Origin of the sequence: Escherichia sp. E2661 (genome assembly GCF_004745185.1) — a bacterium.
Taxonomy (GTDB): Bacteria; Pseudomonadota; Gammaproteobacteria; order Enterobacterales; family Enterobacteriaceae; genus Escherichia.
In genome coordinates this window covers 1-12,714 of record NZ_PDIG01000041.1, presented here as the reverse complement: position 1 = coordinate 12,714, position 12,714 = coordinate 1, and the positions used below count along the sequence as shown (strand labels likewise).

The 12,714-nt window shown below is 49.4% G+C and carries 6 protein-coding genes and 3 pseudogenes; 7 read left to right on the top strand and 2 right to left on the bottom strand.

Features of this window, described 5'->3' with window-relative positions; all coding sequences use genetic code 11:
* Positions 1–343: pseudogene (locus CRI63_RS22475) on the bottom strand (transposase); the annotation flags it as partial.
* An 89-nt stretch (positions 344–432) separates the two neighbouring features.
* Positions 433–1,933, bottom strand: a pseudogene (gene ansP / locus CRI63_RS22470) (L-asparagine permease).
* Positions 1,934–2,908: 975 nt separating this feature from the next.
* Here ansP and CRI63_RS22460 point away from each other — a divergent pair.
* From CRI63_RS22460 to CRI63_RS22430, 7 genes and pseudogenes are all read left to right on the top strand, one after another.
* Positions 2,909–3,439 carry a type IV secretion protein Rhs gene (locus CRI63_RS22460; protein WP_135404346.1) on the top strand — a complete coding sequence of 177 codons (531 nt, stop codon included), beginning with the start codon at positions 2,909–2,911 and terminating at the stop codon, positions 3,437–3,439.
* Positions 3,436–3,792, top strand: a complete 357-nt coding sequence (locus CRI63_RS22455; RefSeq protein ID WP_130219326.1) for a hypothetical protein — start codon at positions 3,436–3,438, stop codon at positions 3,790–3,792. The genes CRI63_RS22460 and CRI63_RS22455 overlap by 4 nt, the downstream gene beginning before the upstream one ends.
* 218 nt (positions 3,793–4,010) lie before the next feature.
* Positions 4,011–6,005 carry a type VI secretion system tip protein TssI/VgrG gene (gene tssI / locus CRI63_RS22450; RefSeq protein ID WP_135520852.1) on the top strand — a complete coding sequence of 665 codons (1,995 nt, stop codon included), beginning with the start codon at positions 4,011–4,013 and terminating at the stop codon, positions 6,003–6,005.
* Positions 6,006–6,056: 51 nt separating this feature from the next.
* Positions 6,057–6,509: a DcrB-related protein gene (locus tag CRI63_RS22445; RefSeq protein ID WP_130219330.1), complete on the top strand. Its 453-nt coding sequence runs from the start codon at positions 6,057–6,059 to the stop codon at positions 6,507–6,509.
* A gap of 18 nt (positions 6,510–6,527) precedes the next feature.
* Positions 6,528–11,163: pseudogene (locus CRI63_RS22440) on the top strand (RHS repeat-associated core domain-containing protein).
* A gap of 1 nt (position 11,164) precedes the next feature.
* A complete protein-coding gene (locus CRI63_RS22435) occupies positions 11,165–11,491 on the top strand; it encodes a hypothetical protein (RefSeq protein WP_135520850.1) in 327 nt (108 codons plus the stop codon).
* Between the two features lie 259 nt (positions 11,492–11,750).
* Positions 11,751–12,714: ISAs1-like element ISEc1 family transposase (locus CRI63_RS22430; protein WP_135520848.1), on the top strand; the 964-nt coding region annotated here is incomplete at its 3' end.

Below are 12,714 nucleotides of genomic sequence, written 5' to 3'. Positions count from 1 at the left end.
CTGCGCCTGATAAAGGCTCATCACCAGATTTGCGGTAGCCTTTTATCCAGTTTTTAACCATGTTGTTGGCTGGGGAATGGTTTAAACCGGGACAGGCCACCCGGGGTAGAGNCATCAGAATGGCCCGAGAGCATAAAGAACTACGCGAAGTTTATCTTCAGGAGAATAGCTATCGCTTGTGCCTGCAATCCAGTGCCAGAGGACCGTGAAGAAGAAAAAGATTAATCCAGTGTGAGAGGCTGGTGTGAGAAAGCTGAAATAGCTTTGCCGTAGAAATGATGCCTGCATGACCAGCCAGGTAATGATTTACAGCGGCAAGTTTTACTTCAAATGAATGTTTCATAAACTGCACCTTCAGATGTCAGATTGTGTCCAACATTTGGGGTGCAGTTCATTACGCCGCATCCGGCTTTAAACCGGGAATTTTTGCAATTAACTCGCCGTTTCAGGCTTAAACACAATTTCCTGTTTTTCTTCATCTTCCTCGATGACTGGCGCAGTGCTGTGAATTTCGGCAACGCGTTTGCGCACACCAAACCAACCCACAACCAGCAAAATACCGATAATCGGCAGCGCCGCGATGGTATAAGTCCCGTTCGGGTAATCGAACGCCATCAGCACCAGCACGCACAGCAAAAACAGTAGCGTCAGCCAGGATGTGAAGGGCGCGCCAGGCAGTTTAAAACTGACATCCGCTGCTTTGCCTTCTTTAATCGCTTTACGCAGGCGCATCTGGCACACGATGATAAACGCCCACGAGGCGATAATTCCCAGCGACGCGAAGTTCAGGACAATCTCAAATACGCGAGACGGCACCAGATAGTTGAGGAATACGCCAACAACATAAACGACCAGCGTCGCCAGAATCCCGGCATACGGCACATGCTGACGGCTCATTTTCGCCATAAAACTCGGTGCGGAACCGCCCATCGCCATCGAGCGCAGAATACGCCCGGTGCAGTACAGACCAGAGTTCAGGCTGGAGAGGGCAGCGGTCAGCACCACAATGTTCATAATGCTGCCGATATATGGCACACCCAGTTTAGAGAAAAAACGTCACGAACGGACTTTGCCCCGCCTGATACGCGCTCCACGGCAATAACATAACCAGCAACACCACGGAGCCGACGTAAAACAGGCCAATACGCCAAATCACACTGTTAATCGCTTTAGGCACCATGGTCTGCGGATCTTTACATTCTCCGGCCGCTGTACCCACCATTTCAATGGAGGCAAAAGCAAACACTACGCCCTGAATCAACACCAAAGCATGCAGCAGACCGTGGGGGAAGAAACCACCGTTATCGGTAATCAAATGAAAGCCAGTGGTGTTGCCATCCAGCGGCTGACCGCTACCGAGGAACACTGTACCCACGACCAAAAAGGTCACAATGGCGAGCACTTTAATAAGCGCAAACCAGAACTCCATCTCCGCAAACCATTTCACACCGATCATGTTCATGGTGCCAACGATAGTCAGTGCGCCAAGTGCAAAGACCCACTGCGGCACGCCACCAAATGCGCCCCAGTAATGCATATACAGTGCGACGGCGGTGATATCGACAATCCCCGTCATCGCCCAGTTGATGAAGTACATCCAACCGGCAACATAAGCGGCTTTCTCTCCTAAAAACTCACGGGCATAGGAGACAAAGCTGCCACTGGAAGGGCGATGTAATACCAACTCACCCAGCGCGCGCAGAATAAAAAACGAAAACAGGCCGCAGATTAAATAGACCAGTGCCAGCGCTGGCCCTGCCATTTGCAGTCGGGCTCCCGCGCCTAAAAACAAACCAGTACCAATCGCGCCGCCAATGGCGATCATCTGCACCTGACGATTGCCCATCGCTTTGTGATACCCCTCTTCGTGGGCATTAAGCCAGCGGCGTTTCGCGGCGTGTTGATCTGAAGTGTCGGTGTCGTGTTTACTCATTGCTCTCCCTGATTGCTTTAATAAAAACGTCATATAACTTGCCATGAACAATGTTTATTCATCCTGGCGATGACAAAATTCACCATTATTCTTTATGGGTATAACTGTCGGCGCAGAATCCTACCTTTTATCGTGTAACGATGCAAAATAATCCCGCTATAAATGTGTGGGGATAATGGCGGCTAGCGACAAAGTCGCAACCTGATGAAATTATGACGGAAAAACCACTTTTGGTTCGATGGTACTCGACGGTCGCCGACTTTTTTCACCACTCGTTCGTTGCTCTGAACGCCAGTGGTTGCAGTGGACACTGGTGTGGTTGGTCGTCGCTGATTATCATTGAATAGTGAAGGACTAGCGTATGACTGGTTTCAGGGGTAATACGCCAAAGACCAATACAATTGCTGATTAGAAATGCCAGTTACCGACGCTACAGAAAATGCCAAAAAATGTAAGAGGGATATAGGGTGATAAACGCGCTATTGCCCAACAGAAACTTCTTGAATTAGTCCCGTTCCAGGGACATTACAACCCTTAAAACATTACTTCAATATAATTAATGTGTATATCATTCTCGATATTAATTTATGAAGTGAATTTGATATATTCCGAATTCTTAATTTACATTACTAATGTATGGGGCATAACGTTAAGATGGCTATGTGCAGATTAAGATATCAGGGTGGGGCGGTAGCGTTTATAGATATTAATTGATTGATGAAAGTTATGTTATCCGTAAAATCATTTACATCAACAATTGATATCGAAGATAGATAAATAAAAATGCTGAGAATTAATGTTAAGAAATCGTAATGGAAAACGTTGAGAACTTGCTTTGATTTCGTTGTCTATGAAGACGATGCCATCAACACTTCATAAGGTGGAAATATTGAGCATCAAATAGAACCCTATTTAATAAATAATAAAATAGCGTTTGTTTTTTATCTGAAAAATATTATCTCCAGGAGGAAGGATATGTCATTAAGGAGAATGACATCTGGTGAATTAACATTAGCCAGATCGATTTTTGAGAATACAATTGATTATAACAAAGTATGGATCCACAATGAAAAATATTTGCCAGGTCAAGGGGAAAGAACCGCGATGACCCCAAACGGGGAAATGTATTATCCTGATGCTGTTTATAGTTCAGATTTTTCATCGCAAGCAATGCCTGGTGGTCGTGAAACAGTAGCAGGTGCTTCTCACTTGTTTATTCATGAAATGATGCATGTTTGGCAATATCAGAAAGGGTATTCAGTTAAGTTGCGTGGTTTATTTTCCTGGGCAGCAAATTATCATTACGATCTTAGTTTACAGTCAATTGCTTCTTATTCCATGGAACAACAAGCATCTATAGTTGCTGATTATTGGCTGTTGATTAACTATGGACTGGTAGCTGATTTGGCAAATGTTAAGTATGTAGGTGATACAACTGAATCAGTGAATACTCTATCGGAAAAATACAAAAATGTGCTTGGTTTATTTCCTGCGGGCGTCATATGAAGAGATTTTTTTTGTTGCTCTTTTTGTCGGGATGTACTGTTGGTGATTATGTTCGCCCATTGTTGCCTGGTAATATATATTTACAAGACGGACGGGTTTGTTCAAAACCAGACGATGGGAATATGATTTCAAATTACATTTTATATGAAGGTAAATATGGCAATGCAATAAAACTGAAAAGAGTGACTGGTCAGTTCGATCCCGTATGTATTGACATAAGTGAGCTATCTTCAGATGTCATTTATATCGGAAAATACATGCTCTCTTCCGGAAGTAAAAAAGAATACTATGGTTTTAGCATAATTAGATCAGGGGAACGTATTTTAAGACTTGATGATAATCATATCAAATGACAAATTAAATAATTTCATTAGTTTTATTAATGTGTTTCAGATGAATGTTTTCACCAGGTTAACATAACGGTGCATTCTTCATGGTATATATGGTTGATAGTTTCTTAGTAGCACTCATAAGTATTGAAGTATTTTATGCCAGGCGAATATATTGCATATTTTCTTTTCTGTAAGATTTCTTATTAGCAGTGAACCATTTCTAGTTAAAAGGATTAATTATGAGTTTTACAGCTACAGATTATCCATCCGGCGCACTAGTTGGAGCGGGTACACATAACGTGACTTTGAGCGGCAGCGCAGTTCCTGATGGAATGTTACTGTTTGCAAGCTTGGGGGGTACAGAAACAGTAGGGGAACTATTTACTTATTCTATTAAATTAAAAACGCCTGACACCCTGAACCTGGGCTATGTTTCCCCCGCAGCCAACCTGCAGCTCAAACCGATGGTGGGCAAAGATCTGTGCGTCCATATCGAATTGGATGGCGGCGGAAAACGTTATATCAGCGGGCTGGTGACGGCAGCACGCGTGGCTGGTCACCAAGGACGTTCGGTGGTGTATGAACTGCGGATCGAACCGTGGTTAAAAATACTGACCCACACCAGTGACTACAAAGCGTTTCAGAATAAAAACGTGGTGGACATTCTGGATGAGGTACTGGATGAGTACCCCTGGCCAGTCGAAAAACGACTGGTGGAAAATTATCCGACTCGCGCCTGGCAGGTGCAGTACGGTGAAACAGATTTCGATTTTATTCAGCGCCTGATGCAGGAGTGGGGTATCTACTGGTGGTTTGAGCACAGCGAGAACAGTCACACGTTAGTGCTGGCTGATGCCATTAATGTCCACAAGGCATGCGCAGATTCGCCGCTGGTGTGTTATTACCAGAAAGGGCTGAAACTGGACAAGGAGTTTATCCATACCATCACAGCAAATGAAAGCCTGCGCAGCGGACAGTGGGTGCTGAATGATTTCGACTTTATGAAGCCGCGTTCACTGCTGAAGAGCACCGTGGCTAATCCGCGTGAAACCGGCCTTGCTGAATATGAGCACTATGAATGGCCGGGAGACTACTTCACAAAGAGTGAAGGTGAAATGCTGACACGCATCCGCATGGAAGAACAGCGGAGCCCCGGTAGTCGGGTACAGGGCAGCGGCAATATTCGTACCCTGATGACAGGTTTTACCTTCACCCTGGAAAACTATCCGACAGCCGAAGTGAACCGGGAATATCTGCTGGCACAGACCACGCTATTTATACAGGACAATGCGCAACACAGCGGCCAGGAGCAGCACTTCTCTTACTCAACCAGCTTTGAGTTACATCCCACCAATGAAGTTTACCGTCCGCAGCGAACCCTGAGCAAACCCCACACCAAAGGCCCACAGAGCGCCATCGTGACCGGCCCGGCGGGACAGGAAATCTGGACAGATAAATATGGCCGGGTGAAAGTTCAGTTTGGCTGGGATCGTTACGGTAAGAATGATGAAAACAGTTCCTGCTGGGTCCGTGTCAGTTATCCGTGGGCGGGTAAAGGATTCGGTGGCATTCAGATCCCGCGCATTGGTCAGGAAGTTCTGGTGGATTTCAAAAATGGTGATCCGGATTTACCCATTATCGTAGGGCGGACATACAACCAGGACACCATGCCACCGTGGGGACTACCGGGCGCAGCGACGCAAAGCGGGTTTTACAGCCACACCATCGGCGGCGGCCCAACCAATGCTAACGCCCTGCGTTTTGAGGATAAAACTGGCGGAGAAGAAATCTGGTTGCATGCCGAGAAAGATCAACGCATTGAAGTAAATAATAATGAAAGCCATTGGGTGGGCAATAATCGCCTTAAAGTCATTGATAAAACAGAAACTGCGATTATTGGTGAGAAACGTTCTCTAACAGTCCAGACAGATGATATCTCTCTCGCCGGAGGGGATAAAACAATTCAGACAGTGCAGAATTTACGCCTTGCTGCGGGAGATTCCATTATTCTTAGCTGCGGAGAAACTATCCTGCAAATGACCAGTGACGGGATATTTAATATAACCTGTAAGAATTTTAATATTACTGCAACAGAAAATGGGAAAATAAATACACAATCAGGGCAGCTTGATTTAAATATGAATAACAGAGCGGCAGATATACCTCCGCCTGGAGCATTAGAGAAAACAGCCCTTCAGACGGCAATAGACGTTACCTTCATGACTAAAAAATAAATAAAAACCAATCCATAAACAATTCATTTATTAAAAAGGACTCATGCCATTATGACGGAGTATTATCTTAATGAAACTGTTGTAACTTTTCCTGGAAATATTATTCAGGATAGTACCATTAATATGCTGCGGCTCAGCAATCCCGACGCCGCACTAATTATCAGCCGGGGCCAGATGCAGGAAGGAGACGAATTAGCATCTCAGGTTGAACAGCAAATGAAAAAGCTGGAAAAGCAGGTAAAAGAACTGCGCTACACGCCCGTGCAGGTGACCCGCGTGGGGGTTAATGACGCAGAGGAAGGGCTGGAGATACAGAGCCAGTTTCTCAGGGGTAACGAGCATGTGTACCAGTGTCAGGTGGCATTTGTATTGCCGGGTGAGCGGGTCATGATGGCCTTCACCTACGCCAGAACCACACCGCTGACCCCGGCTGATATGACGCGCTGGGCTGAAATTAAAAAGAATCTGCGCTTCAGGATACGGCAGGAAGCCAGGACGAATTAATCACACAGGGAACGGGACATGGAAGATGCATTCTGGGCGGCAAGACAGGGTGATGCCCTGCTGCATACGTCGTTTATGGCAGATGTGCTGGGGGCGGTGCTGGAGGTGGCCGCAAATGTCGTTATTGATGCCCTCATTGTCGGCGCAACCTCGTTACTGGCGGCGTCAGTGGGGTTCACGATGGGATGCACGGCCGTCGTGCTGACCGGTTTTGTGGTGGGTGTGGCGATGGTGTACACCGGCGTGACAGAAACGGTCAGCGAAGCCTGTTCAGACCTCGCAAATATGCTTTTCCCTCCTCAGACTGAAGGTTACATCCTCACCGGCTCTGGCGACACATGGATCAACAGCAAACCTGCCGCGCGGGCAGCGGCGACTGCGGCATCGCGGCAGGACATTGAGGCGCAGGAAGCGCAGGCGAAGGCGGAACAGGAAGAAGCGCAGCGTCAGGAGGATGCCAGAACGTTCTGGGATGTCGCCGGGGAATATCTGGAAATGGCGGGGGCAATAGCCCTGGCGGTTAACCCGGTGACAGGGCCTGTGCTGATGTCCCGTGCGCTGCACGACCAGCTCAGTACGGAAGAAGGGCGTTCTGAAATGGTGGATGGCGTGACACATTTTGTGTCGGAACTATGGCAGCCCACTGTGGCCAGTGCGGCCCCGGGCTCCACCCCGACCCCTGACGATAAAATCGACTGCCATAAACATCCTTCCTCACTGACGCAGTTTCTCGCACAAAAAAAAGCCGCCTTTCTGGATGACCCTCTGGGAACGGCCCTTAACCTGCTGAGTCCGGACGGTATGCTGGAAACCGCCTTTCAGGGAGTGAATGCGGTTATTGGCAGCATCAGTAATCTGTTCAAAGGCGATGACGAGCCGCCCGCGGCGGAATATATCGCGGAAGGCGCGCGGGATGTGCGTATCAACAGCCAGCCGGCGGCACGCAGCGGGGCACGCTGCACCTGCGAGGCCAGGGTGGTGAATGAGCCGGGGGACGGGGCGTTTGTGTCACCGGATGTGCGCATTGGCGGTCCGTTACTGGTGGTCAGGGATATCAGAAGCGGCAGGTCGCAGATAACCCTGGTGGCAACCGTGGCGCTGATGTTTCTTCGCCCGGGCAAAATGCTTTCTAAAATCGCCTGTTTTGCTGCCAGTATCGGGATGAGCATGCTGACGCAGAAGGCCACCACAGCCCTTCCGCATCCGGTCAATGCCGCCACCGGGGCCAAATACCTGGCCGATGACGATGACTTCGACTTCAGCCTGCCGGGCCACTTTCCGCTGGACTGGCAGCGCGTGTACAGCAGTCGTGACGAACGCACGGAAGGGATGTTTGGTCAGGGCTGGAGTGTGATGTATGAAGTCAGCCTCGTGCGCACACCGGGTAACGCGGACGAAAACTGCATGACCTTTGTGTCGGGTATGGGGCGACGCCTGGATATGGAAGCCGTGCTGCCGGGGAGTGGCTTTTACAGCCCCGGCGAAGGACTGGCAGTACGGCGTGGTGAGCAGGGGCACTGGCTTATCAGCAGCGATGATGGACATTTTTTTCTGTTTGAAGCCGACCCGCATCACCCGCAGCGCCAGCGGCTGAAAATGCTGGGCGACCGTAACAGCAACTGTCTGAATCTGTACTACGACGACCGGGGACGCATCACTGAAATCAGCGGCGAACAGCAGCGTCCGTGCATCCGTCTGTATTACGAACTGGCGGCGCATCCCCGGCGGGTGACACAGATTTATCAGCATTTCCCTGAGGCTGCTCCTTTACTGCTGCGTCGTTACAGCTATGACGAGGCCGGCGACCTGAACGGCGTGTACGACAGCACGGGGCAGCTGCTGCGTGAGTTTGCTTACGACGAAAACCACTGCATGACGCTGCACCGCCAGCCCGGTGGTGAAGGATATTATTACCAGTGGGGCTGGTATGAAGGGCCGGATGATGCAGGCTGGCGCGTGACGGGCCACCATACCGACAGTGGTGCGCGATACCGTCTGGACTGGCGGATGGCTGAACGTGTGGTATGTGTGACAGACGGGATGGGCCGGACCCGCTTTCATCAGTGGGATGCACAGAATCAGGTGACGGCGTACCAGGACGAAGCCGGGCAGGTGATGACGTTCCGCTGGAGCGACGAAGAACGACTGTTGCTGGGGATGACCGACGCTCAGGGCGGCAAATGGCGCTATGTGTATGACCGCCTGGGGCATATCTCGGAGACGCACGACCCGCTGGGGCGGGTGGCACAGACACAGTGGCACCCGGTGTGGCACGAACCGGAAACGGAAGTGGATGCAGCGGGGAACAGCTGGCGGTGTGAGTACGATGAACGCGGCAATCTTCTTGCCGTGACCGACCCGCTGCAACAGAACACCCGGTATCAGTATGACCGCCACGGCCAGGTGGTACAGATAACCGATGCCCGTGGGGGGAATAAATACCTTCAGTGGAACGAAGACGGGCAGCTCATGCGACATACGGACTGTTCCGGCTCGCAGACGGCCTGGTTCTACGACGAACGCACGCGGCTGATACGGATGACTGACGCGCAGAGCCACAGCACGCGCTACGGATATGACGACAGCGGTCACCTGGTGGAGGTGATACTGGCGGACGGCCGCACGGTGAATTACCAGTCAGACGCGGCGGGCAGGCTGGTGAAGTACACCAGCCCGATGGGGAGGATAACGCGCTGGCAACGCGACGGGCAGGGCCGGGTGCGCAGCCGGACGGACGCGATGGGGCGCAGGACGGCGTTCGGGTACGACGCTTACGGGCGGCTGACCCGGCTGACAAACGAGAACGGAGAACGCTATCAGTTCCGACACGATGTGCTGGACCGTCTGGCGGAGCAGATAAACCCGGACGGTTGCCGCCAGGCGTACCGTTACAACGCGCTGAACGCGGTCACGGAAGTGGTGTTCACCGGGGACCGGGGCGGTGAAATCCGTCACCGGCTGGCGCGTGATGCGGTGGGCCGGCTCACGGCAAAGGAGACAGCCGATAGCCGTACGGAATACGTCTATGATGCGGCAGACCAGTTACTGGAAATCCGCCGCCGGAGGTCGGATGCCGGGGAAACGGACGCACCGGAGATTATCCGTTTCAGTTACGACAGACTGGGGCGGATGCTGACTGAGGAGACGGCACAGGGCGTCTTAACCCATCAGTACGATGAACTCAGCAACCGGACTGCCACCACCTTTCCGGACGGCAGAACGCAGCGCCATCTGTACTACGGGAGCGGACATCTCCAGCAGATAAATCTGGACCGGGAGGTCATCAGCGAGTTCACACGTGACGCCCTGCACCGGGAGGTGCTCAGAAGTCAGGGGCGACTGAGCACGCGGCAGCTTTACGACCCCGGCGGGCGGCTGAAGCGCAGGGAAACATACAGCGGGATGCGGCGGGGTGGTACCGGAGACGTTCACGGACCGGCAGTACAGCTACAGCGGCGAGGATGAACTGCTGAAGACGCGGCACAGCCGGCGGGGGGAAACGGATTACTTCTATGACCCTACGGGCCACATCACGGCGTGCCGCTCGGAGGATGAGGGGTATCTGGCGAGCTGGCAGTACGACGCGGCGGGAAACCTGCTGGGGAGGCGCGCGGGGGAAAGGGCCACGGCAGAAAACAGCGTGGTGCCGTTCAACCGGCTGATGTCTTACCGTGGTGTGCACTACCGTTATGACGAATTTGGCCGTGCGGTGGAAAAGCAGAGCCGGAGCGGAACGCAGAGTTACCGTTATGATGCGGAACACCGGATGGTGGAAGTGACGACAGTGCGGGGAACGTACCGGTATGTGTACGATGCGCTGGGGAGGCGGACGGAAAAACAGCACATCAGCCCTGACGGTAAAGCGTACAACCGGACAAAATTTTTATGGGACGGAATGCGACTGGCGCAGGAGAGCAGGCCGGAGGGAACAGGCAGCCTGTATATCTACAGGGACCAGGGAAGTTATGAACCGCTGGCGCGGGTGGATAAGGCGGGCAAAGAGGGACCGAACCGGATACTGTATTTTCACACAGATGTGAACGGCGCGCCGGAAGAGATGACGGACAGTGACGGGAGAATCGTGTGGGAGACGGGGTATCAGGTCTGGGGTAACACGATACAGGAGAAGGACCACGGCAGGGTGGAACAGAACCTGCGTTACCAGGGACAGTACCTCGACAGGGAGACGGGGCTGCACTACAATCTGCACAGGTACTATGATCCGGATGTCGGGCGGTTCCTGGTTACGGATCCGATAGGGCTGAGAGGCGGGCTGAACCTGTATGCTTATGCGCCTAATCCGTTGAAATATATTGATCCACTCGGATTAAAAAAAGAGCTCTGTAATGGAACTACTCGTGTGCGGCATTATACTAATCGTAAAGGTTCAAATGCGATTGCTGAAAGTGGGATAATTAAGGCGCATGATAACGGTCGTGTATATTTGGAACCTGCGAATAAAAAACCACTCAGTCAAGTAGACATAGAGGCGAAATATCAAATAGGTCGTGGGAAAGGTAGAGATTATGTGGAAACGGATGTACCTAACGAGCAATTAGAGTGGGTAACAAACCCTCGATACCATATAGATGAATTGACTGTGAAAGGTGATATTATTCTTTCTGATAATGCAAAAATAACTCGGCGTAAATAATATGAATAAAAACAATGATGTAATTAATATACCCGGGAAGGATGCCCTTTATATTCTAAGTGAGGTAGAGTACATATTGATATCACTTAAGAATATTGCAAGGTATTATTTCAATGGTATAGAACAGAACGTTATTGATGATAAATTGTTGAGTTCTTATTTTAAGGAAACCACTAAATTTATTGATGATAAAAATATTACACATCGATTGGCTGAAATAAGAAGGGTTATTACTGAAAATTTTAATACCGATCTTGGAGATGATGATATGGATGATATTGAGAGAGAAATAGAAAAGATAAAATGTTGGGAGAAGCCGGGTGATTAATATAAAACGGGAAGGCATGTAGCCTTCCCGTTTTATTATTTAACTCTCATTCAGCACACTAAACATCCCATTACGCATCCCCTTAACCACCTGTTTAACCAGGGAAAGATCATCACAGGGAAAGATCATCAGAAGTACACTTTTTGTACTAAATAATTCGCATTTTATGTTTAAAAATTGAGATATTCCTCATTACCTGAAGCTGTTTTTTATTACTTATACATGATCAAATACTCCTTACATAATTAAGGAGAGCAAAATGGAACTTAAAAAACTGATGGAACATATTTCTATTATTCCCGATTACAGACAAGCCTGGAAAGTGGAACATAAATTATCGGATATTCTACTGTTGACTATTTGTGCCGTTATTTCTGGTGCAGAAGGATGGGAAGATATAGAGGATTTTGGGGAAACACATCTCGATTTTTTGAAGCAATATGGTGATTTTGAAAATGGTATTCCTGTTCACGATACCATTGCCAGAGTTGTATCCTGTATCAGTCCTGCAAAATTTCACGAGTGCTTTATTAACTGGATGCGTGACTGCCATTCATCAAATGATAAAGACGTCATTGCAATTGATGGAAAAACGCTCCGGCATTCTTATGACAAGAGTCGCCGCAAGGGAGCGATTCATGTCATTAGTGCGTTCTCAACAATGCACAGTCTGGTCATCGGACAGATCAAGACAGATGAGAAATCTAATGAGATCACAGCTATCCCTGAACTTCTTAACATGTTGGATATTAAAGGAAAAATTATCACAACTGATGCGATGGGTTGCCAGAAAGATATTGCAGAGAAGATACAAAAACAGGGAGGTGATTATTTATTCGCTGTAAAAGGAAACCAGGGGCGGCTAAATAAAGCCTTTGAGGAAAAATTTCCGCTGAAAGAATTAAATAATCCAGAGCATGACAGTTACGCAATTAGTGAAAAGAGTCACGGCAGAGAAGAGATCCGTCTTCATATTGTTTGCGATGTCCCTGATGAACTTATTGATTTCACGTTTGAATGGAAAGGGCTGAAGAAATTATGCGTGGCAGTCTCCTTTCGGTCCATAATAGCAGAACAAAAGAAAGAGCCAGAAATGACGGTCAGATATTATATCAGTTCTGCTGATTTAACCGCTGAGAAGTTCGCCACAGCGATCCGAAATCACTGGCACGTGGAGAATANGCTGCACTGGCGTCTGGACGTGGTAATGAATGAAGACGACT

Excerpts from the sequence above, each read along its gene's own strand:
- CRI63_RS22460 (WP_135404346.1), top strand. The coding sequence starts at position 2,909 with ATGTCATTAAGGAGAATGACATCTGGTGAATTAACATTAGCCAGATCG.
- CRI63_RS22455 (WP_130219326.1), top strand. The coding sequence starts at position 3,436 with ATGAAGAGATTTTTTTTGTTGCTCTTTTTGTCGGGATGTACTGTTGGT.
- tssI (WP_135520852.1), top strand. The coding sequence starts at position 4,011 with ATGAGTTTTACAGCTACAGATTATCCATCCGGCGCACTAGTTGGAGCG.
- CRI63_RS22445 (WP_130219330.1), top strand. The coding sequence starts at position 6,057 with ATGACGGAGTATTATCTTAATGAAACTGTTGTAACTTTTCCTGGAAAT.
- CRI63_RS22435 (WP_135520850.1), top strand. The coding sequence starts at position 11,165 with ATGAATAAAAACAATGATGTAATTAATATACCCGGGAAGGATGCCCTT.